The sequence below is a fragment of the Mesorhizobium sp. M4B.F.Ca.ET.214.01.1.1 genome, from assembly GCF_004791545.1.
Taxonomy (GTDB): domain Bacteria; phylum Pseudomonadota; class Alphaproteobacteria; order Rhizobiales; family Rhizobiaceae; genus Mesorhizobium; species Mesorhizobium abyssinicae.
On the sequence record NZ_SRUX01000001.1, the window covers coordinates 394889 to 417464 of the forward strand.

The following is a 22576-nucleotide window of genomic DNA, read 5'->3' on the forward strand; positions in this document are numbered from 1 at the left end:
GAGCTTCCGGATTAAGGCCAGAGGCCGCCGCTGTAAACCGGCAAGCTCGGCAAAGCTCGCCCTACGCCCACGAAGCCGCTCAGGAACGTCCCGCAGCCGCCGCGGATGCCGCGATCTCGCGCGCATGCTGGCGTACCGTTCCGTAGCGCCGCAACGACCCGGTTCCGGGAAAGGGCCATTGCGAAAGCGTTGGCTCGGCGCTTCCCATGCGCTCGCGCAACGCCGACAGGAATTCCATCAGCTCCCGCCGCTGCGGCCACACCTTGGCCATGGTGCGGCTGCGGATCTCGTCGCGCGGTATGGCGCGTTCGCGCAAGGTTTCGACGGCGCGCCTGATCGCCGCCGGTTCGGGCTCGGCGATGATGCAATAGTCCGGATCGAAATAGACATCGCGGCCGCCGACGCTCGGCGTGCTCACCACCGGCAGCCCGGCCATGAGATATTCCATGCTCGAGCACATCGCCCCCTCGACGGCCGACAGGCAGAGCCCGACCGCGGCCTGGGCGTAGACGCGATTGACTTGTTGCGGCGTCAGCCGGCCGGTCCGGCCATCGACGATCGGATTGGCGATCCGGTGCAGCGGCGACTGCGCCTGCAGGCGCCGGATGAAGGCGCGGTCGCCGGCCGGCGGCAGTTCTCCGATCGAGATGGCAATATGGACCAGCCTTTCGATGTCGAAGCCGAGATAGTGGCGCTTGGTGTTCGAGATGCGGCCGTTGTAGACGGCATCGAATTCGACCGGGACATCCGGCAGCGGCCGGAAGATGTCCTCCGAGACCATCAGATTGTGGTTGGAGAAAATCGCCGTGCCCCCGACCGCGGCAACGAGGCGGCGCTCCGCCTCGTTGTTGCAGAGAAAAATCAGCTCGTGGAGCGGGAAGCGCTCGCGATACCAGGCGATGTCCTGGCCGAGCCTGGCGATCACGTGCGGCCGTTCGAGTGTCCAGCTCGGCATCAGCAGGAATGCGGCGCGGCGCGAGGCGAGGTGCCGGCCGATCGCCGCTATCGAGCTGAGCGGGCGCTCGCCGCCGATCGGCATGTAGATCAGCAGCGGATCATGGCTGAGCACATGGATCGCGACCTTCATGCCGCCGCCGAGGCCGGACAGCGGGCCGCGGTCGGGAAGCAGGAAAGGCAGTCGCTTTTGCACCGAGTGACGGAGACGGCCCAGCCTGTCGCCGGCGCGCCGCTGCAGGCGTTCGAGCGGCGTGCCGGCCGACCCGACCATCTCCTCGAATGATTCCTGACCGAACCTGTCCATCGACCCCGCCCCCGAGCTCCGTGGATGATTATGCCGGCCACCGGCGCGTTGCAATGCCGGCACGCCTTGGCCGCCGCTGGCCGGAGCGACGCGGTCTTCCCCTGCTTTTCGAGCGGCCGGCATTAAACCCGGCAACCACATCTGCTAGCGTGCCCCAATGAACATGCACATGCCGACCGACAACGACGCCCCGGACACGATGGCGCCGGCGCCCGCAGTGGGCGGCGTCACGCCGATGATGGAGCAGTATATCGAGATCAAGGCGGCGAACCCGGATTCGCTCCTGTTCTACCGCATGGGCGATTTCTACGAGCTGTTCTTCGACGATGCCGAGAAGGCAAGCCGCGCGCTCGGCATCGTGCTGACCCGGCGCGGCAAACACCAGGGCCACGACATTCCGATGTGCGGCGTGCCGGTGCATGCGGCGGATGACTATCTGCAGAAGCTGATCGCGCAAGGCTTCCGCGTCGCCGTCTGCGAGCAGACCGAGGACCCGGCGGAGGCCAAAAAGCGCGGCTCGAAATCGGTGGTGCGGCGCGACGTGGTGCGGCTGGTGACGCCCGGCACCATCACCGAGGACAAATTGCTGGCGCCGTCGGAATCGAGCTTCCTGATGGCGCTGGGGCGGGTGAAGGGAGGCAGCAACGATCATGCCTTCGCGCTGGCCTGGATCGAGATCTCGACTGGGGTCTTCCGCGTCGCCGAGACCACCGCCGACCGGCTGCTCGCCGACATCTTCCGCGTCGACCCGCGCGAGCTGATCGTCGCCGAGCCGGTGTTTTACGACCCCGAGCTGAAGCCGCTGTTCGACGTCATCGGCCGCGTCGCCAGCCCGCAGCCGCCGTCGCTGTTCGATTCGGCCTCGGCCGCGGGACGCATCGCACGCTTCTTCGCGGTGGCGACGCCGGACAGTTTCGGGACGTTTTCGCGCGCCGAGCTGTCGGCCATCTCAGGCACTATTGCCTATGTCGAGAAGACGCAGAAGGCCGAGCGGCCGCCGCTGTCGCGACCGGAGCGCGAGGAGAGCGGCTCGACGCTGTTCATCGACCCGGCGACGCGCGCCAATCTGGAGCTCTTACGCACGCTTTCGGGCAGCCGCGACGGCTCGCTGTTCAAGGCGATCGACCGCACGGTGACCGGCGGCGGCGCGAGGCTCTTGGCCGACCGGCTGATGGCGCCGCTGACCGATCCGGCGGCGATCGGCGCCAGGCTCGATTCGGTGTCGTTCTTCCGCGCCGAAACGCGGCTCTGCCAGGCGGCGCGGACGAGCCTGAAGAGCGTCGCCGACATGCCGCGCGCGCTGTCCAGGCTGGCGCTCAATCGCGGTGGTCCGCGCGATCTCGGCGCGTTGCGCGCCGGCTTCGAGGCGGCCGACGCAATCGTGCATCTGTTTGCGGCGACCACCCTGCCGCGGGAACTTGCGGCGGCGCTGGCCTCGATCAAGGCCTTGCCGCGCGATCTGCGCGACCATCTCAGCCAGGCGCTGGACGAGGAATTGCCGCTGTTGAAGCGCGACGGCGGCTTCGTGCGGTCGAGTTACAATGCCGAGCTCGACGAGATGCGGGCGCTGCGTGACGAGTCGCGCAAAGTGATCGCCGGGCTGGAGCGCTCGCTGATCGAGGAGACCGGCATCCGCTCGCTGAAAATCCGGCACAACAACGTGCTCGGCTACTACATCGAGGTCACCGCCAATCACCATGCAGCGATGACCGGCAGCGACGAGGCCAAGGGGCGCTTCATCCACCGCCAGACCATGGCCAACGCCATGCGCTTCACCACGACGGAGCTGGCCGAGCTGGAATCGAAGATCGCCAACGCCGCCGACCGGGCGCTGAGCATCGAGCTCGCCGCCTTCGACCGGCTGACGGCCGAGGTTGTCGGCGAAGCCGACAGCATCCGCGCCGGCGCCGAGGCGCTTGCCGCGCTCGACGTGTCGGCCGCCCTTGCGCTGCTTTCGGAAAGCGAGGCCTGGTGCCGGCCGGAAGTCGATTCCAGCCTCGCCTTCGAGATCGAAGGCGGCCGGCATCCGGTGGTCGAGCAGGCGCTGCGGCGATCGGGCGAAGGCCCGTTCGTCGCCAACGACTGCGACCTTTCGCCGGAAGGCGGCGCCAAGGCCGGCGCCATTTGGCTGCTGACCGGTCCCAACATGGGCGGCAAGTCGACCTTCCTGCGGCAGAACGCGCTGATCGCCATCCTTGCCCAGACCGGCTCCTTCGTGCCGGCCGAGCGCGCCCACATCGGCGTCGTCGACCGGCTGTTCTCGCGCGTCGGCGCCTCCGACGACCTGGCGCGCGGCCGCTCGACCTTCATGGTCGAGATGGTCGAGACGGCGGCGATCCTCAACCAGGCGGGCGAGCGGGCGCTGGTCATCCTCGACGAGATCGGCCGCGGCACGGCGACCTTCGACGGCCTGTCGATCGCCTGGGCGGCAGTCGAGTATCTGCACGAGAAGAACCGCTGCCGGGCGATATTCGCCACCCATTTCCACGAGATGACGGCGCTGGCCGGCAAGCTCCCGCGCCTCTCCAATGTCACCATGCGGGTCAAGGAATGGGAAGGCGAGGTGGTGTTCCTGCACGAGGTCGGCAAGGGCGCGGCGGACCGTTCCTACGGCGTGCAGGTGGCGCGGCTCGCCGGCCTGCCGGAAGCCGTGGTCGCCCGCGCCAAGGAGGTGCTGCACCAGCTTGAGGAAGGCGAGGTTTCGGGCAAGGCCAACCGGCTGGTCGACGACCTGCCGCTGTTTTCGGTGGCGGTGAAGCGGGAGGCGCCGAAGCCGGTGAAGAACGACGCGCTCGGCGCCGCGCTCGGCGACATCAACCCCGACGAGATGACGCCGCGCGAGGCGTTGGAAGCGCTATACCGGCTGAAAGGATTGATCGGCAGTTAGCGCGAGAAGTCTACGCTCAAAGAGATTTTTGACGGCCGCCCGCCTTGGTGATTTAATATATCTTCACAAGAAGACATGAGCGCTCTTACGTTCTTTTCCGAGAGGATGTGCGTTCTCGCGACCTCATCCGCCAGATACATGAAAAGGATGTGATCCTCGCTATCACTGTTTTCATTTACGATACTTATCGAGGCATAATTCGTATTTCTTATGTCGTATAGATTTTCTGTTTTTATAAAATTGTATCCGTATCTTTTGAAGATCGACCTGATAACTTGTTTCAGCACAACAGCGCTCCAGACAGACAGTCAGGCAGGCAGGCAAATTTGGTCCTCATCCGAGTCGGCGTGCAAAAACCCTCGACGAGAGGCGACAAAGCCATAGCACGCTATTCGACTTGACGTCATTGTACCGGTCGGTACAATCTCTCATCGAAATTGCCCAATGGAACACCGCCATGAGCCGTCCGCCGCTGCCGCCCTTTACCGCCGAAACCGCCGCACAGAAGGCGCGCATGGCCGAAGACGCCTGGAACAGCCGCGACCCCGAACGGGTCTCGCTCGCCTATACTGAGGACAGTACCTGGCGCAATCGCGCCGAGTTTGTTTCAGGCCGCAGCGAGATCGTCGGTTTCCTCACCCGCAAATGGGCGCGCGAACTCGACTATAGGCTGATCAAGGAGGTCTGGACCTGGAACGAGAACCGAATTGCGGTGCGCTTTGCCTATGAATGGCGCGACGACAGCGGCCACTGGTTCCGCTCCTACGGCAATGAGAATTGGGAGTTCGACGCGGCCGGGCTGATGCGCCGGCGCGTCGCCAGCATCAATGACCTGCCAATCACCGAGGCCGAGCGCAAATATCACTGGCCGCTCGGCCGCCGGCCCGACGATCATCCGGGCCTGACCGAACTTGGCTTGTAAGGCGCCTATGCGCAGGATCGCGCCCGAGCGCGCCGATCTGCTCTCCATCATCGGCGAGGTCTTTCGCGAGCACGGCTATGAAGGGGCGAGCCTGGCGCTGATCGGCGCGGCGACGGGATTGGGCAAGGGCAGCCTCTATCACTTCTTTCCCGGCGGCAAGGAGGAGATGGCGAGAGCCGTCATTGCCCATATCGACGGCTGGTTCGAGGACAATGTCTTTGCGCCTTTGCGCGACAACGCCGATCCGCGGGCCGGGATCGAGCACATGTTCGAGGCGACGGACAGCTACTTCCGCTCGGGGCGCCGGGTTTGCCTCATCGGCGCCTTCGCGCTGGATGATTCGCGCGACCTGTTTTCCGGCCAAATAAGGGACTATTTCGGCCGCTGGGTCGCGCGTCTCGCCGAAGCGCTGACGCGATCCGGGTATCGACCGGGCGAGGCCAGCGAGCTGGCCGAGGAAGCAGTCGCCGTCATCCAGGGTGCGCTCACGCTTGCCCGCGCCGCCAACGACCTCGATATATTTTCAAGGGCATTGCGGCGAGTGCGCATGCGGCTTGAGCCTCCGGCCAAGATCTAGCCGGAACCCCTACAAAGGCTCGAAGCGGAAGGCTGTCTCGGTTCGAAAAATCCGACCGACGCCCGGTGAATCGAGATGCGCTCCCGCCACGCACCAGGCATTGTCGGCGGCAAGGGCAAAGATATGCAGCCGGCTCGCCCGCGCCTGCGCCTGGTCGGCGTCGAATTCCCATGCGACCTCCGGCCGATCGAACTGAAGCGACGGCACATGCACGAGGTCGCCCCAAACCAACAATGTTCCGCCGTCGCTCGTGACACGAAAACATGAGTGACCAATTTCGTGGCCTGGCGCCGCGACCGCCTCGACATTCGCGCTCAGGCGCTGCCCGGGGTCCAAAGGTTCTGCTCGATCATGGAAGCCGCTCAACCTCGCTACCGACCGGAACATGTCGAGCTCGGCTCGAGGCACGAGCAGGCGGGTGAGTTGCGGGAAACTGTCCCGGCCATCCGGACGGACGATCCCGTGGATATGATCGAGATGGGTGTGGGTGAAAGCGACCGTCCGAACTCGGTCAATGGCGATCCTCGCCTCGCTCAGCGCCTGCGGAAGAAGCCCCATCGTCGGGTGCCAGGCGTTCGAGGACCCCGTGTCGATCAGCATGACGTCTTGGCCGTCGTCGATCGCAAAGGCATTGACCGACAATCTGAGCGCGCCGTCGAAGAGCGGCACCTGCAACGGGAGATCGTCGCCAAAGGGCTCGTCTCCCGGATGGCGCAGTCGGCGGATCGGCATGTCGACATAGCCGTCGCGCAACGACGTGACGCTAATGCCCCCGATCTTGTACGTCGTGTGATGCGGCCCGGCTGAGATTCGTTCCAACGCTTGCTCTCTTTACCACGATTGCGAATGCAGATTTCGGTCAGATCATCTCCAGCCCGCGCTTGCGCGTCGGCGGCGGGAAGGCGCGGTCGAGCTCGGCGAGATCCTCCGGCGTCAGCCTGATGTCGAGTGCGGCGGCGTTCTGGCGGACGTGCTCGGGCTTGCTTGCCTTTGGGATGGCGATGACGCCTTCCTGCGCCATCACCCAGGCAAGCGCGATCTGCGCGGCCGTCACGTTGTGGCGGGCGGCGATGGCTTCCAGCCTGGCATTGCGCGCCAGCGCGCCCTGCTCGACCGGCGAATAGGCCATCAGCGGAATGCCGCGCTCTCGGCTCCAGGGCGCGAGATCGAATTCGGGGCCGCGGCGCGAGAGATTGTAGAGCACCTGGTTGGTCTGGACGTTGCCGCCGTCCCGCAGGCCGACCAGTTCCTCCATCTCATCGGTGTCGAAATTGCTGACGCCCCAATGGCGGATCTTGCCGGCCGCCTTCAGTGCCTCGAAGGCCTCGACGGTCTCGATCAGCGGGACGCTGCCCGGCCAGTGCAGCAGATAGAGGTCGATGCGGTCGGTGGCGAGGCGCTTGAGGCTGTTCTCGCAGGCCCGCTGCACGCCGGCGCGCGAGGCGTTGGACGGCAGGACCTTGGAGACCAGGAAGGTCTCGTCGCGGCGCCCGGCAATCGCCTCCGCCACCACCTCCTCGGCGCCGCCGCTGGCATACATTTCGGCGGTGTCGATCAGCGTCATGCCGAGATCGAGCCCGAGCCGCAGGGCCTTCACCTCGTCGGCGCGGCGGCGGCTGTCCTCGCCCATCTTCCAGGTGCCCTGGCCGAGCACAGGCAAGGCTTCGCCCGAGGGCAGCGTGGTGGTTCTGATGGTAGATGCCATGGCAGGCTCTCATTGACGGCGGGATCGCATCACAGGCGTAGCAAGAAATCCAGTCCCAAGCCCCGCCCGGACTTCCGGCGTGCTAAATCTAGTCCGCCTGATGGGCGGCGAGCCAGGCCTGCATCTCCTTGATCTCTGCCTCCTGCGCCTTGATGACCGCTTCGGCCATCTTGCGGATTTCCGGGTCCTTGCCGTTGGCCAATTCCACCTTGGCCATGTCGATAGCGCCCTGATGGTGCGGGATCATGCCGCGGACGAAGTCGACATCGGGATTGCCGGAATTGGCATTTGCCATCATGTCGGCATGCATCTTGTCCATCGCCGCCTTGTAGCCGGCGGTCGACGGGCTCTCCGCGCCCATCGCCATGCCGGACATGTCGTGCTTCATCTCCTGCGATTGCGCCGGAACGCTTTCGAGGAAGACGGCGAGCAGCATTCCCGCCGCCATCAAGAGCAGCACAATCTTCTTGGCCAAGGTCATCCATGATCTCCTGTTGATGGACTGTCGTATTTGGGGGCTTCGCTCAGAGTTTCAACGTTCTGAGTCGCAACGCGTTGCCGATGACCGAGACCGAGGACAGGCTCATCGCCGCCGCGGCCAGCATCGGCGACAAAAGCGTGCCGGTGAGCGGATAGAGCACGCCTGCTGCTATCGGCACGCCGAGCACGTTGTAGAGGAAGGCGAAGAACAGGTTCTGGCGAATGTTGCGGATCGTCGCCCGGGCCAGCGTGCGCGCCCTGACGATACCGTTGAGGTCGCCCTTGACCAGCGTGATCCCCGCGCTTTCGACCGCGACATCGGCGCCTGTGCCCATAGCGATGCCGACATCGGCGGCGGCCAGCGCCGGCGCGTCGTTGACGCCGTCGCCGGCCATGGCGACGCCGGCGCCCTTGGCGCGCAGTTCCTCGACCAGCGCTCCCTTCTGCTCGGGCAGCAGGCCGGCGCGCACCTCGTCGATGCCAAGCTTGCCGGCGATGGCGCGCGCCGTGCGCTCATTGTCGCCAGTCGCCATGATGATCCGCAAGCCGCTGTCGTGCAGCGCGCCGATCGCCGCCGTTGTCGTCGGCTTGACCGGGTCGGCGACGGCGACGAGGCCAGCGAGCCTGCCGCCGACGGCGACGAACATCGCCGTCTTGCCCTCGCTCCGCAGCGCGTCCGCCTGCGCTGAAATCGAGACCGTGTCGATGCCGAGGTCGGCCATCATCGCCGCATTGCCGAGCGCGACCTTGCTGCCGGCCACCGTGCCGGACACACCCTTGCCGGTGACCGCCTCGAAATCGCCGGCAGCGGCGACTGTCACGCCGCGTTCAACCGCGCCCTCGACGATCGCCTCGGCGAGCGGATGCTCCGAACCCTTCTCAAGCGCGGCGGCCAGCGCCAGCAGTTCGCTTTCCGCGATGCCGTCGGCGGCGAAGACGTCGGTGAGCTTTGGCCGGCCCTCGGTCAAGGTGCCGGTCTTGTCGACGATCAGCGTATCGACCGAAGCGAAGCGCTCGAGCGCTGCCGCCTCCTTGATCAGCACGCCGGCATGGGCGCCGCGCCCGGTCGCGGTCATGATCGACATCGGCGTCGCCAGCCCCAGCGCGCAGGGACAGGCGATGATCAGCACCGACACCGCCGAGACGATGGCGAAGATCAGGCTGGGCTGCGGGCCGAGGACCGCCCAGGCGGCGAAAGCGGCGAGCGCCACCAGCACGACGGCCGGCACGAAATAGAACGAAACGCGGTCGGCCAGGCCCTGGATCGGCGCCCGCGAGCGCTGCGCCTTGGCGACCAGTTCGACGATGCGCGACAGCGTCGTCTCGGCGCCGATGCGCTCGGCGCGCATGACCAGCGAGCCGTTCTTGTTGAGCGTGCCGCCGGTCAGGGCGTCGCCCCCGGTCTTCTCGACCGGCAGCGGCTCGCCGGTGATCATCGATTCGTCGATGGCCGAGCGTCCCTCGATCACGACACCGTCGACCGGAACGGCATCGCCGGGACGGATGCGCAGCCGGTCGCCGGCCTTGACCGTGTCGAGCGGCACGTCGGTTTCGGAGCCATCAGCGCTGATCAGCCGCGCCGTCTTCGGCGCCAGGTCGAGCAGGGCGCGGATGGCCGAGCCGGTGCGCTCGCGGGCCCTGAGCTCCAGCACCTGGCCGAGGAAGACCAGCGCGACGATGACGGCGGCGGCCTCGAAATAGACCGGCACGGCGCCGCCATGGCCGCGGAACTGGTGCGGGAAGATGTCCGGGAACAGCGTGGCCGCGACGCTGTAGAGATAGGCCGCGCCGACGCCGAGCGAGATCAGCGTCCACATGTTGGGACTGCGGTTGAGGATCGACTCCCAGCCGCGATGGAAGAAGGGAAAGGCCGCCCACAGCACGACCGGGCTCGCCAGCGCCAGCTCTGCCCATGTCTTTGTCAGGTCGTCGATGAGGCTGTCGAAGCTCAGGCCGAGCATCGGCGCCATGGCGATGACGAGCAGCGGCAGGGACAGCACCGCGCTGACCCAGAAGCGCCGGGTGAAATCGACCAGTTCGGGGTTCGGCCCTTCCTCGCCGGTCGGCACGCCCATCGGCTCCAGCGCCATGCCGCAGATCGGGCAGGCGCCCGGCTTGTCGCGGATGATCTCGGGATGCATCGGACAGGTGTATTGCGTGCCCTTCGGCATCGGCTGTGGTGCCGGCCGGTCGCCGAGATAATTTCCCGGCGCGGCCTCGAACTTGCCCTTGCAGCCGGCCGAGCAGAAATAGAAACCCTGGCCCTCATGGCGGACGAAATGCCTGGCGCTGGCGCGGTCGACGCTCATGCCGCAGACCGGATCGGTGGCGGTCAGGTATTTTTCCGGCTCGGCGACGAATTTGGCGCGGCAGCCCTCGCTGCAGAAATGACGGATGTCGCCACCGTGCTCGGCCGTCGGCTTGCCGGCGGCCGGATCGACAGTCATGCCGCAGACCGGATCGCGAACGACCGCCTCCGCGACAGGCGCGGCGGCCTTGGCGGAGCAGCAGCCGCCGGCATGGGCGTGGTGGTCATGGTCGGAATGGGCCATCTGGAATGCCTCTGATGCCTTGATCTGAGGCCGAGGTAGGGCTTCCAGTAACTGGAAGGTCAAGGGTCGGCCGCAATTTTTCTCGCCAGGCGCATTGTCGGACGGTAAAGGCAGGGCAGATCATGCGGTGTCGTGACAGGGGGCCGCCCCATACCCAGCACCGCGAAAACGCGCTATAGACGCCGCCCGAAAGGCGAGGCCGACCTCAGCACATGGCAAAAATCTCCCTGAAACTCGACGAGCTGATCGACGGCGTGATGTTGCGCGGCGACATGACGAAGCTGACCGCGGCCCATGCCGGCGACGGTTCCGGTCAGGCGACGCGCGGCGCCGTTCTGCAGCTGCTCAAGGCTCGGCTGGCCGATGGCCGCAAGATCGCGGAAGCCATGCTGAGGGAGGATGGCGGCGGCACCGCCTGCGCTGCCCGGCTGTCGCATCTCATGGACGAGATCATCCGGGCGCTCTACGATTTCGCCGCGACCCACGTCTATCGCGTCAAGAACCGCTCCGCGGCCGAGCGCATGGCGGTGGTGGCGGTCGGCGGCTATGGCCGCGGCACGCTGGCACCTGGCTCCGACATCGATCTTCTGTTCCTGCTGCCCTACAAGCAGACGCCCTGGGGCGAGCAGATCGTTGAATACATGCTCTACATGCTGTGGGATCTCGGGCTGAAAGTCGGCCATGCGACGCGCAACATCGACGAGTGCCTGAGGCTGTCGCGCACCGACGTCACCATCCGCACCTCGATCCTGGAGGCGCGCTTCCTGTGGGGCGAACAGAAGCTCTATGACGAGCTTTTGACGCGCTTCGACCATGAGGTGGTGCGCACCACCGGCCCCGAATATGTGCAGGCCAAGCTTGCCGAACGCGACGATCGCCACGCCAAGGCCGGCGAAAGCCGCTATCTGGTCGAACCCAACGTCAAGGACGGCAAGGGCGGGCTGCGCGACCTGCAGACGCTGTTCTGGATCGGCAAATATTTCTACCGGGTGCGCACCGGCGAGGAACTGGTCGAGAAGGCCGTCTTCACCGAGGCCGAATACCGGGAATTCCTCAAGGCCGAGGACTTTCTCTGGGCGGTGCGCTGCCACATGCACTTCCTCACCGGCAAGGCCGAGGAGCGGCTGCATTTCGACATCCAGCGCGAGATCGCCGAGCGGCTCGGCTACACCAGCCATCCCGGCCTGTCGGCGGTCGAGCGCTTCATGAAGCACTACTTCCTCGTCGCCAAGGATGTCGGCGACCTCACCCGCATCTTCTGCGCCGCGCTCGAGGAAGAACAGGCCAAGCACGTGCCTGGTTTCAACCGCATCTTCCTCACCTTCCAGCGTCGCAAGCGCAAGCTGGCCGGCACGTCCGATTTCATCGTCGACAATCACCGCATCAACGTCGCCGACGACATGGTGTTCGAGCGCGACCCGGTCAATCTGCTCAGGCTGTTCTGGTTCGCCGACAAGCATGGGTTGGAATTCCACCCCGACGCGCTGAAGCTGCTCACCCGTTCGCTCGGCCTCGTCGGCAAAGCGCTGAGGCGCGACGAGGAGGCCAACCGGCTGTTCCTCGACATATTGACTTCGGACCGCTACGCCGAGCTCAATCTCAGGCGCATGAACGAGGCGGGGCTGCTGAGCAAGCTGATCCCGGACTTCGGCAAGATCGTCGCCATGATGCAGTTCTCGATGTACCACCACTATACGGTGGACGAGCACCTTATCCGCTGCATCGGCGTGCTGGCCGAGATCGAGCGCGGCGACGGCGAGAAGGTGCACCCGCTGTCGCATTCGCTGATGCCGGGGCTGAAGAAGAGCCGCGAGGCGCTCTATGTCGCCGTGCTCCTGCACGACGTCGCCAAGGGGCGGCCGGAGGATCATTCGGAAGCCGGCGCCCGCATCGCGCGGCGCATCTGCCCGCATATGGGGCTGTCGGCCGCCGACACCGAGACGGTGGCCTGGCTGGTCGAGAACCATCTCGTGATGTCGATGACGGCGCAGACGCGCGACCTCAACGACCGCAAGACGATCGAGGATTTCGCCTCGATCGTGCAGTCGGTCGAGCGGCTGAAGCTGCTGTTGATCCTCACCGTCTGCGATATCAGGGGCGTCGGGCCGGGCGTCTGGAACGGCTGGAAGGGGCAGTTGCTGCGCACGCTGTACTACGAGACCGAGCTGCTCTTGACCGGCGGCTTCTCCGAAGTGTCGCGCGCCGAGCGCACTTCCGCGGCGCGCGAGCGGCTGGCCGAGGCGCTGGCCAACTGGCCGGCGAAGGAGCGCAAGCGCTACGTCGCCCAGCACTACGAGAACTACCTGCTGACCGTCGACCTCGCCGACCAGCTGCGCCATGCCGAGTTCGTCCGCGAGGCTGATGCCGCCGACAAGAAGCTCGCCACCATGGTCAAGACGCACGAGTTCGAGGCAGTGACCGAGATCACCGTCCTGGCGCAGGACCATCCACGCCTGCTGTCGGTCATCGCCGGCGCGTGTGCCGCCGCCGGCGGCAACATCGTCGACGCGCAGATCTTCACCACCTCGGACGGCCGGGCGCTGGACACGATCCTGATTTCGAGGGAATTCGACCTCGACGAGGACGAGCGCCGGCGCGCCGAACGGGTCGGCCGGCTGATCGAGGACGTGCTGTCGGGCAAGACCTGGCTGCCGGAAATGATCGAGAAGCGCACCAAGCCCAAGCGCGGCGCCAAGGTGTTCCGCATTCCGCCGCGCGCCGAGATCCGCAACACGCTGTCGAACCGCTTCTCGGTGATCGAGATCGAGGGGCTCGACCGGCCCGGCCTGCTCTCCGAGATCACCGGGGCGCTGTCCGATCTGTCGCTCGACATCGCATCGGCGCACATCACCACCTTCGGCGAGAAGGTCATCGATACCTTCTATGTCACCGACCTGACGGGACAGAAGATCGACAGCCCGACGCGCATGGCCACCATCCACAAGCGGCTGATCGAGACCCTGGACGGGACCGCGCCGGAGCGCGGCGGCAAGGCCAGGGCGGCGGCCGAGTGACCATCACTTTGTCCCAATCGCACAGGCAGTCTCCCCGCGCATGAGCCTTGTCAAGAAATTCGCCACGGTCGCCTCCGGCACGCTGATGAGCCGCGCGCTCGGCTTCGGCCGCGAGATGCTGATGGCGGCGGCGCTGGGCACCGGGCCGGTCGCCGATGCCTTCAACGCCGCCTTCCAGTTCCCCAACACCTTCCGCCGGCTGTTCGCCGAGGGCGCCTTCAACGCCGCCTTCGTGCCGCTGTTCGCCAAGGAGATCGAGACGCACGGCACCGAGGGCGCCAAGCGCTTCTCCGAGGAAGTGTTTGGCGTGCTGTTCACGGCACTGCTGGCGCTGACCATCGCCATGGAGTTCGCGATGCCGCTGATCGTGCGCTACCTGGTGGCGCCGGGCTTTGCCGACACGCCGGGCAAGTTCGAGACGACGGTCACGCTTGCGACCATCATGTTCCCCTATCTCATCTGCATGTCGCTCGGCGCCATGATGGCCGGCATGCTGAATTCGCTGCGCCGCTATTTCGCCGCGGCGGTGGCGCCGGTCTTCCTCAACATCATCCTGATCGGCGTGCTCGGATACGCCTGGTACAATGGGCTGGATGCGCACGACGTCGGCTTCGGCCTGTCCTGGGGCGTGCTGGCGGCGGGGGTGGTGCAACTCGCCATCGTCTGGGTGGCGGTGCGCCATGCCGGCATCTCGATCGGCTTCCGCCGGCCGAAGATGACGCCGAGCGTCAAGCGGCTCCTGATCCTGGCGCTGCCGGCGGCGATCACCGGCGGCATCACCCAGATCAACCAGCTGATCGGCACGGCGATCGCCTCCGCGCAGGACAGCGCCGTTTCCTCTCTGGCCTATGCCGACCGCATCTACCAATTGCCGCTCGGCGTCGTCGGCGTGGCGGTGGCGATCGTGCTGTTGCCGGAACTGTCGCGGGCGTTGAAGTCGGGCAACCTGATCGAGGCGGCCAACCTGCAAAACCGCTCGGTCGAGTTCACGCTGTTCATGACCTTGCCGGCGGCGGCCGCGTTGTGGGTGATGTCGGAGCCGATCGTGCGGCTGGTCTACGAGCGCGGCGCCTTCGCCGCCAACCATTCGACGCCGATCGTGGCCTCGATCCTGGCGATCTTCGGTCTCGGCCTGCCGGCCTTCGTGCTGATCAAGGCCTTCACCCCCGGCTACTTCGCGCGCGAGGACACGCGCACGCCGATGATGTTCGCCGCCATCTCGGTCGGCGTGAATGTCGCCACCGCGCTGTCGCTGTTTCCGTCGATGGGCGCGCCGGGCATCGCGGTGGCGTCGGCCGTGGCCGGCTGGGTCAACGCACTGATGCTGCTTGCCGTGCTGATCCGGCGCGGCCATTGGGGCCGCGACATCCCGCTGTTGAAGCGCATTCCGAGGCTGGTGCTGTCCGCCGGGATCATGGCGACCGCGCTTTACTTCGCGGAGCGGCATTTTGCGACGCAGATCGGACCCGGCTCACCGCTGGTCGTGAAAGCAACGACGGTGCTTGCACTGGTCGCCGGGGGTGCTGCGCTCTATTTCATCGCCGCCTTCGCGACCGGCGGCGCCGATTTCGGCATGATCCGCAGGAATGTGAAGCGCGGCGAGGCAAAGGCAGCGCCGCCGGTTACGGAACAGTCTCCAGATCCGTGAGCCTGAATTCGTCGGCCGTGGAAAGCATCGGAACGGCGTAGTGGCGTGCGCAAGCGTAGTGGAAACAGTCCGCCAGGTTCAGTCGGATGGCGTTGTTGCGAAACCGCGACGCGGCCTCGATGGATAGCGATGCCGCGTCCAGCGCCGGCGGCAGCTCGCGCAAGGCAATTGCGCGCTCTTCAAGAAAACGGGTCACAATCTCAGCGCTTCTGGCAACCGGTATTGCCAGCTTTTCCGGCCGGGATAGGGCCATTGAGGCTTCCCAGACAGCGATTGCGGAGGTGAATGGAGCCGAGGCGTCCACGACCGCTTGCGCGCAGCGTTCGGCCTCAGCTTCATTGCTCAGCATCGCAACGATAGCGGCTGCATCGACGAACATCAGTCCTCGCCGGACAGTTCATCATAGAACGAGCGGGGCAACGGCCTGCGCGCCTGCTCGCCCAACTCAATTCCAAACTCGGCCCTCAGCCGGGCTGCCGTCTCCAACGGCGTCTCGCGGTTGCGCCGCCGTTCGAGGGCTTCGCGCATGGCGATCACGATGGCCTCGGTGATGCCGACGCCCTCAGCTTTGGCGAAGGCGCGGGTTAGCCTGTCGGCTTCCTTGTTGTTGATATTGATGGTCATGACTACATTCTTTCGTGTAGCTTGAAACATGTAGCCACCGCATGCCAATGTCAATAGCCCGTTAATCGGCACGTTGGGTGCCTCTTGATCGGATGCCGGGCTTCGTCCATAAGCGCGCCCGTCGAAAGACTTTCGCCGCGCGCGAAACGGCCCTCCACAAGCCAATGAGGAAAAAATGTCAGCCTTCAAGCCACTCGTCTTTTCCGGCGTCCAGCCGACCGGCAACCTGCATCTCGGCAACTATCTCGGCGCCATCAAGAAATTCGTCGCGCTGCAGGACCAGTCCGACTGCATCTATTGCGTCGTCGACCTGCATTCGCTGACGGCGCAGCTCGTCCATGACGACCTTGCCGACCAGACCCGCTCGATCACCGCCGCCTTCCTCGCCTCCGGCATCGACCCCAAGAAGCACATCGTCTTCAACCAGTCGCGGGTGATGCAGCATGCCGAGCTTGCCTGGATCTTCAATTGCGTGGCGCGCATCGGCTGGATGAACAAGATGACGCAGTTCAAGGACAAGGCCGGCAAGGACCGCGAGAACGCCTCGCTCGGCCTTCTCGCCTATCCGAGCCTGATGGCCGCCGACATCCTGCTCTACCGCGCCACCCATGTGCCGGTGGGCGAGGACCAGAAGCAGCACCTCGAGCTGACCCGCGACATCGCCCAGAAATTCAACAATGACTTCTCCGACCGCATCGCCGCCCTTGGCGTCGGCGTCGACATGCAGGTCGGCGAGGAGACGGTGAACGGCTATTTCCCGATCACCGAGCCGGTGATCGGCGGGCCGGCGGCGCGCATCATGAGCCTGCGCGACGGCTCCAAAAAGATGTCGAAGTCGGACCCGTCTGACCTGTCGCGCATCAACCTGACCGACGATGCCGACACCATCTCGAAGAAGATCCGCAAGGCCAAGACCGATCCCGAAGCCTTGCCGGGCGAGGTCGACGGGCTGGCCAGCCGTCCCGAGGCGGAAAACCTGGTCGGCATCTATGCCGGGCTTGCCGAAATCTCGAAGGCCGACGTGCTGAAGGAGTTCGGCGGCCAGCAGTTCTCGGTGTTCAAGCCGGCGCTGGCCGACCTCGCGGTGGAGAAGTTGGCGCCGATCGCCGGCGAGATGCGCCGCATCGAGGGCGACCGCGCCTATGTCGACGCGGTGCTGAAGGACGGCGGCGAGCGCGCCGGCGCGCTGGCGGAATCGACGATGCGGACAGTGCGCGACATCATCGGCCTGTTGCAGGACTGATCGATCCAATCTCGTCGATCGCTACCGCCATGAAGGCCGGCGGCTTGCCGCCGGTCTTTGGCGGTGGCAGATTGCGGCCGAATTGATACCGAGCAGACAGACATGGTCTCCAAACGTCTCAGCCGCGAAGTTGGCCACCGCCGCAAGTTCCTGGCGATCATCGACGACACGCCGGAATGCGAGCGCGCCGTCGCCTATGCCTCGAAGCGGGCGCAGAGCACCAGCGGCGTGCTGGTGCTGCTCTATGTCATCGAGCCGGACGATTTCCAGCACTGGCTGGGGGTCGAGAAGATCATGCGCGAGGAGGCGAACGCCACGGCGCGCGCCGCGCTCGATACCTACGCCAACAAGGTGCGCCAGAAGCTCGGCATCGAGCCGGAACTGGTGGTGCGCGAGGGCAAGCCGACCGAAGAGATCCACAAGCTGATCGAGGAAGACCAGGACATCGCCATCCTGGTGCTGGCGGCAGGCGCCGGCAAGGAAGGCCCCGGGCCGCTGGTCAGCGCCGTGGCCGGCAGGGGCGCCGCCTTCCCCATCCCGGTCACCGTGGTGCCGCAGAATCTGTCGGATGAGGAAATCGACAGCCTCGCCTGAGGCGTGCTGATATCCAGGTGAGGCCGGCCTGACCTGAATCTCGACACGCCTCGCCCTACGTACCGGAGGCTTGGCAAAAACATTCCGCCAGCCAGCCGTTGCGGCGACGCGTTTCGCTTGAATGTCCCGCCGATAGCGCCTATTTAGAACCATTCCAAACTATCCGCCCGAAACGGGCATGGAGACCGCCATGTTCATCCAGACCGAATCGACGCCGAACCCGGCAACGCTGAAGTTTTTGCCTGGCAAGGAAGTGCTGCGCGAAGGCACCGCCGATTTCCGCGACGCCGACAGTGCGGCGAGCGCCTCGCCGCTGGCCGGCCGGCTGTTCGAGATCCCAGGCGTCACCGGCGTCTTCTTCGGCTATGACTTCATCACCGTGACCAAGGACGGTCCCGACTGGCAGCATTTGAAGCCGGCGATCCTCGGCGCCATCATGGAGCATTTCATGTCGGGCGCGCCGGTCATGACCAAGGCCGGCCCGGCGGCCGAGACAAGCGAGACCGGCGAATTCTACGACAAGGCCGACGAGGAACTGGTCATCACCATCAAGGAGCTGCTCGACACCAGGGTGCGCCCGGCGGTTGCCCAGGACGGCGGCGACATCACCTTCCGCGGTTTCGAGAACGGCACCGTGTTCCTGCACATGAAGGGCGCCTGCGCCGGCTGCCCGTCGTCGACGGCGACGCTGAAGCATGGCATCCAGAACCTGCTTCGTCACTTCGTGCCCGAGGTGCAGCAGGTCGAGCAGGTCGCTTAAGCGCAAAGCTCTTCCGTCAGCAGGCAACAAAAAACCGGGCCGAATTGCCCGGTTTTCTGTTTTGGGACGTCCATTTGTTGCCTAGACGGTCCGCGTACTCAACTTTTCAGGTGGACCATGACCCCCGAATACGGGGATCGCGGTCCCTACATCACGATGACCTTGGCGCCGACAGAGGTGCGGTTGTAGAGGTCGATGATGTCCTGGTTCATCAGCCGGATGCAGCCCGACGACATCGCCTTGCCGATCGAATTCCATTCCGGGCTGCCATGCAGGCGGTAGCCCATGTCGCCGCCCTTGTTGAACAGGTACATGGCGCGGGCGCCAAGCGGGTTCTTCAGGCCCGGATCCATGCCGCCAGCGAATTTGGCGAGTTCCGGCTGGCGCTTGATCATCTGCGAGGGCGGCGTCCAGGTCGGCCATTCGCGCTTCAGCGCGATGCGCGCTGTGCCGTGCCACTCGAAGCCTTCACGGCCGACGCCGATGCCGTAGCGTATCGCCAGCCCGTCACCCTCGACGAAGTAGAGGAACTTGTTCTGGGTATCGACGATGATCGTGCCCGGCTTTTCCCTGGTGTCGTACTCCACTTCCTGCCGGTGAAAGCGCGACGGAACCTTCTCGATGGGGATGCGCGGCAATTGATAACCCGCATCGGTGACCGCGCCATAGTCGTTGGTGAACAGTCGCGCGCCGATGGTGCTGCAACCACTGATCGCGGTCGACATCGCCAAAGCAGCGACGATTGCAAGAGACTTCAAGCGCATGAATAGGTCCGATGCCCAGCCCGTTGATCGCGGCACGAGTCGGCCGCTTTTCCTGAAATCATTCATGCTGGCATTTCTTTTGCTTGCCAAGCGCGCGATGCCTATATGCAGGACCTTACCTGCCGGTAGATGCACAACTGCGTCTTTTCGGCAACAGGGCTCACAGGATTGTGAAGCAAAATCAATGGGGCCTCCGACTGGGGTCCGGATTGTGGAGAGCGCCATGAATGTCGGAGACGCCGCCGAGCGGTCCGGCTTGCCGGCCAAGACCATCCGCTACTACGAAGAGATCGGCCTGATCCGGCCGGCGCGGGCCGAGAACGGCTATCGCGACTATTCCGGCGACGACATCCACCGGCTGGCCTTCCTGCGCCGCGCCCGCAATCTCGGCTTCTCCATCGACGACTGCCGCCAGCTGATGGCGCTCTACAAGGACCGCGACCGCGCCAGCCACGACGTGCGCGAGATCGCCGCCGCCCATGTCAGGGCGATCGAGGAGAAGGTGCGCGAGCTGCAATCGATGCGCGCCACCTTGCAGACGCTGGTCCACGCCTGCCACGGCGACCACCGCCCGGACTGCCCGATCCTGGACGACATGGCGGGGTTGACGGCGGACGGCGAGCACAGCAAGACGGCGAACTGATCGCCGCAGCCACGACAGGATCGCGCCCGCTGCGGCAAGGCGGCGAACCCGCGTCATTCCATAGAGGGGAAGACGCGGGCTAGGTTGCCACCTGTTGCAATCACCAGCGGCGAATGCAACCGGACACAACCATTAACGATGGCTAATGTCTAGGGTGGGCCGGCGCAACCCCTGCTGCCGGCGCGATCAGTTCGCATTCATCGCAGCCGTTGCTTTAAGGGTCCCTGTTGGGTTCGACATGCATCCGCCGGGAAGGATGCGTCATTCATCCGGTGGAACGGGACAGGGCCGGTGAATTAGGCGCGAAGCTGCGCTTTCGCTTCCTGAGCGGCTTCGATAAGGAGGTCTAGGTCGTCTGTCCGCATCGGGGAGAAGGTCGAATCTTCGCCCGACTGTACGCTCATACGGCACGTCCGTTCGCCATCATCTGACTGGTAGATTTTGAACGAGATCATGAGCCATTGGGCCCTAACGTTGTACTGGGCGATGAGCTTGCGCGACCAGAACCGCCGCCAACCGTTTACCAGCGATTGAAAAAGCAAGACGACCCCGTTTCCCCCGAGATTGGAAGCTATTGCCGGGCGCTTGGGGTTTGTCAAAGATACAATCGCCCCTCTAACGATGATTATATATTTGACAGACCCATTGGCGAATCCGGGGCGTTTTGATATGAAAAGCGCATGGGGGAATTCATCAGATCTTTGGTCGGCAGCTTCCTCGGCAAGTTACTCGCCGGGCTGGTCATTGCCGTACTCATTCTGCTTGGCTTCGGGCCGAACGCATGGGCTGCTTGGCTTATGAGCCACTCATGGGCTCAGTTGTCCCTGATAGCGATTGCGGTCGTCCTGGCTGGGCTGTTGGCCGTCAACATCTATCTTCAGTGGCCCCGCGCCGCGCGTCTTGCAAAGCCACGGCGGCTTTCGTCAGCCCAGAAAAGCGCCTTGGCTGACTCCCTTAAGAGCCGCAACTTCCGCCCGAACGATGTGGCGGTACGGTTTGCCGCCGGGAACGATGAATGCCGCGAGTATGCTGAAGATTTCGCGGATGTCTTGCGACGGCTAGGATGGACTGACCGTTCGGAGACCTCAATCGATGAGGACCCCCACCAGACGAAGCTAAGACTAGTGATCGACTCACAGGACGCCCACCCACAAAACGCTGCGGTGATAGCCGATGCATTCCGGGATGCTGGCGTGAGCTTTGAGTGGGGCCAAATGGACGGGCCGTTAGGCACTCCAACCATTCTTTACGTCTACCGAAACGCCTAGCTCTCCCCGGTTGCCTTTTTCGCCTTGTCGTCTTTTTGGCGGCGGCGGTGACTTACCCACCTTCCTAATTGCGGCGTTCAACGGCTCTTCGGAATCGACGGTCTCAATCTCGCGCGCCAGTTCGCGGAACTTTTCGATTTGGGACTTAAGCGCTACCTGCTTGGGCATATTTCGGCTCCGTGAACCTGGCTTTCCTAAGCGATTATCTGGTTGACAAACCACGAGTGCGAACAGCTAGTCGCCCCATGAAAACGTGAACCGAAATGGATTGGTTTTGATCCCCGGCGGCCAACATCTCTTTACGCCCTTAGCGAGCAACGGAGTGGCCTCCGCCATCGCCTCGGAATGAGGCTCATAAGCAACCACGGTAACGGCTTTCGCCTTGTCAGCCGGACCTGATTTGACCTCGAATGTCACCTTGAATGGGGCATCCCCGATGGAGACTGGAATGACTAAGCAGCCGCCGATCTTCTCACTGAGGTAATCCAACTCGCCTGCGTGTGCGGTACCGACGCAAACCAGCAACCCCCCGACAATGGCCGCTCGCATTCCATGGCTATTAATGCGATGGCACAGGAACCACGCGGTCTTGTAGGTGATTTCCAGAGCGCGGTGCAGCTGATGGGCCGAAACACCCTTCTTGCTGGCGCACATCGCGTGCAGGGCCTGAAGCCAGATGTGCAGCGGCAGCTTCGACTCTTCGAAGATCGTGCCCATGCGGACCGTGAACTTCTTGCGGCAATCCGAGCACTTGTAGAGGCCGTGGATTTCGAGGCCGTGCGGGTTCTTCTTGGAAGGCTTCGTGCGACCGCCCTTCAAGGCGTAATGCTTTTCCATGGAGCCGCAATGATGGCAGACCGGACCCTGCGGCCACAGCACACCCTCGACATGCTCGAAAGCGGCAGCTTCCTCATGGAAATAGGGGCGGGACAGAACGGACATAGCGATAACTCCTTGGATTCGTTATCGCATATCTGGTTGGGTCTGTCAAATATATAACCGCCCCTTTAAGGGCGATTATCTGGTTGACAAACCAAGAGTGCGAACGACATAGAGGCTGGCGGCCTTGTCGGTCCACCGAATGACCGGCGTTCCTCCATTAAGGGCGCATGTCTTAAAACAGGTCCGGCCGGCCGCAACACTGCAAACTTGTCGGTTTCGTTACGCGGCTATTGGATTCTTAACATATCGTAACTATTTTCCTCCGATTGCCCGGCGCGGAGGAATTTTAAGTGTCAGACTGGTTGAATTTTGAAACGACAACTGCACCTAACCCAGATAAGAAGAAAGACCCCCTCACTATCGCAATATCGCCCCTGATGGTGGCAGGTACGTTGGCCCAGAATAGGCGAACGCCGATCTATCAGGCATGGACACACGTTCTGGGAAAGCTTCCTCCGATAAATAACATCGGGCAGGTCGAGGCGGCGAACCCACCGCCAACGGTGACCACACTGCACGACGCCGTGGCATGCTTTGGTGGCCTCCAGCGCCCACATGACGACGAAAGCGACGGCGCCTCGGTACTTGTCTACGTGCTCGCGCCCACTATATCGGTCGAGTACTCCCCGAGCATGGTATGCTTGGCAAGACCGGTGAAAGTGCCGTCGAATACTGTGCTGACGGTCCAGGTG

At 64.4% G+C, this 22576-nt stretch carries 18 protein-coding genes and 1 pseudogene; 10 read left to right on the forward strand and 9 right to left on the reverse strand.

What is annotated here, in order from left to right; all coding sequences use genetic code 11:
* Positions 1-79: 79 nt before the first annotated feature.
* A complete protein-coding gene (locus EN857_RS01845) occupies positions 80-1261 on the reverse strand; it encodes a glycosyltransferase (RefSeq protein ID WP_135857804.1) in 1182 nt (393 codons plus the stop codon).
* A gap of 169 nt (positions 1262-1430) precedes the next feature.
* Between EN857_RS01845 and mutS the strand changes: the two genes are divergently transcribed.
* The 3 genes from mutS to EN857_RS01860 all read left to right on the forward strand — a co-directional run bounded on the left by mutS (position 1431) and on the right by EN857_RS01860 (position 5647).
* Positions 1431-4148 carry a DNA mismatch repair protein MutS gene (mutS, locus tag EN857_RS01850; protein ID WP_245511251.1) on the forward strand — a complete coding sequence of 906 codons (2718 nt, stop codon included), beginning with the start codon at positions 1431-1433 and terminating at the stop codon, positions 4146-4148.
* Positions 4149-4605: 457 nt separating this feature from the next.
* Positions 4606-5070 (forward strand): nuclear transport factor 2 family protein, encoded by a 465-nt coding sequence (locus EN857_RS01855; RefSeq protein ID WP_127391416.1) that lies wholly within the window; start codon positions 4606-4608, stop codon positions 5068-5070.
* Positions 5071-5077: 7 nt separating this feature from the next.
* Complete coding sequence (locus EN857_RS01860) at positions 5078-5647, forward strand: TetR/AcrR family transcriptional regulator (RefSeq protein ID WP_135857808.1); 570 nt, start codon at positions 5078-5080, stop codon at positions 5645-5647.
* A 9-nt stretch (positions 5648-5656) separates the two neighbouring features.
* Here EN857_RS01860 and EN857_RS01865 read toward each other — a convergent pair whose 3' ends face one another.
* From EN857_RS01865 to EN857_RS01880, 4 genes are all read right to left on the reverse strand, one after another.
* Positions 5657-6466, reverse strand: coding sequence for an MBL fold metallo-hydrolase (locus EN857_RS01865; RefSeq protein WP_135857811.1), 810 nt, complete (start codon positions 6464-6466; stop codon positions 5657-5659).
* Positions 6467-6506: 40 nt separating this feature from the next.
* Positions 6507-7352 carry an aldo/keto reductase gene (locus EN857_RS01870; protein WP_135857815.1) on the reverse strand — a complete coding sequence of 282 codons (846 nt, stop codon included), beginning with the start codon at positions 7350-7352 and terminating at the stop codon, positions 6507-6509.
* Between the two features lie 88 nt (positions 7353-7440).
* The gene (locus EN857_RS01875) at positions 7441-7833 is read right to left on the reverse strand and encodes a DUF305 domain-containing protein (protein ID WP_135857819.1); all 393 of its coding nucleotides are present in this window, start codon (positions 7831-7833) and stop codon (positions 7441-7443) included.
* Positions 7834-7876: 43 nt separating this feature from the next.
* Complete coding sequence (locus EN857_RS01880; protein WP_135857823.1) at positions 7877-10384, reverse strand: heavy metal translocating P-type ATPase; 2508 nt, start codon at positions 10382-10384, stop codon at positions 7877-7879.
* A 212-nt stretch (positions 10385-10596) separates the two neighbouring features.
* Between EN857_RS01880 and EN857_RS01885 the strand changes: the two genes are divergently transcribed.
* Positions 10597-13398: a [protein-PII] uridylyltransferase gene (locus EN857_RS01885; RefSeq protein ID WP_135857827.1), complete on the forward strand. Its 2802-nt coding sequence runs from the start codon at positions 10597-10599 to the stop codon at positions 13396-13398.
* A gap of 40 nt (positions 13399-13438) precedes the next feature.
* Positions 13439-15046 carry a murein biosynthesis integral membrane protein MurJ gene (gene murJ, locus EN857_RS01890; RefSeq protein ID WP_135857831.1) on the forward strand — a complete coding sequence of 536 codons (1608 nt, stop codon included), beginning with the start codon at positions 13439-13441 and terminating at the stop codon, positions 15044-15046.
* Here the strand turns inward: murJ and EN857_RS01895 are convergent.
* Positions 15021-15425, reverse strand: coding sequence for a type II toxin-antitoxin system VapC family toxin (locus tag EN857_RS01895; RefSeq protein WP_127283977.1), 405 nt, complete (start codon positions 15423-15425; stop codon positions 15021-15023). The genes murJ and EN857_RS01895 overlap by 26 nt on opposite strands.
* Positions 15425-15670 (reverse strand): type II toxin-antitoxin system VapB family antitoxin, encoded by a 246-nt coding sequence (locus EN857_RS01900; RefSeq protein ID WP_135857835.1) that lies wholly within the window; start codon positions 15668-15670, stop codon positions 15425-15427. The genes EN857_RS01895 and EN857_RS01900 overlap by 1 nt, the downstream gene beginning before the upstream one ends.
* A 175-nt stretch (positions 15671-15845) precedes the next feature.
* Between EN857_RS01900 and trpS the strand changes: the two genes are divergently transcribed.
* From trpS to EN857_RS01915, 3 genes are all read left to right on the forward strand, one after another.
* Complete coding sequence (trpS, locus tag EN857_RS01905) at positions 15846-16913, forward strand: tryptophan--tRNA ligase (RefSeq protein ID WP_135857837.1); 1068 nt, start codon at positions 15846-15848, stop codon at positions 16911-16913.
* Between the two features lie 102 nt (positions 16914-17015).
* Positions 17016-17507: a universal stress protein gene (locus EN857_RS01910; protein ID WP_127283974.1), complete on the forward strand. Its 492-nt coding sequence runs from the start codon at positions 17016-17018 to the stop codon at positions 17505-17507.
* 190 nt (positions 17508-17697) lie between these two features.
* On the forward strand, positions 17698-18267 hold the full coding sequence (locus EN857_RS01915; protein ID WP_127391409.1) for a NifU family protein: 570 nt from the start codon (positions 17698-17700) through the stop codon (positions 18265-18267).
* A 146-nt stretch (positions 18268-18413) separates the two neighbouring features.
* Here EN857_RS01915 and EN857_RS01920 read toward each other — a convergent pair whose 3' ends face one another.
* Positions 18414-19031, reverse strand: a complete 618-nt coding sequence (locus EN857_RS01920; RefSeq protein ID WP_127391408.1) for a L,D-transpeptidase — start codon at positions 19029-19031, stop codon at positions 18414-18416.
* Positions 19032-19254: 223 nt separating this feature from the next.
* Between EN857_RS01920 and cueR the strand changes: the two genes are divergently transcribed.
* Both cueR and EN857_RS01930 read left to right on the forward strand, forming a co-directional pair.
* A complete protein-coding gene (cueR, locus tag EN857_RS01925; protein WP_135857839.1) occupies positions 19255-19674 on the forward strand; it encodes a Cu(I)-responsive transcriptional regulator in 420 nt (139 codons plus the stop codon).
* Positions 19675-20354: 680 nt separating this feature from the next.
* Complete coding sequence (locus EN857_RS01930; protein ID WP_135857842.1) at positions 20355-20942, forward strand: hypothetical protein; 588 nt, start codon at positions 20355-20357, stop codon at positions 20940-20942.
* A gap of 561 nt (positions 20943-21503) precedes the next feature.
* On the opposite strand, the pseudogene EN857_RS01935 reads toward EN857_RS01930, so the two are convergent.
* A pseudogene (locus EN857_RS01935) lies at positions 21504-21884 on the reverse strand (IS1595 family transposase); the annotation flags it as partial.
* Positions 21885-22576: the final 692 nt, after the last annotated feature.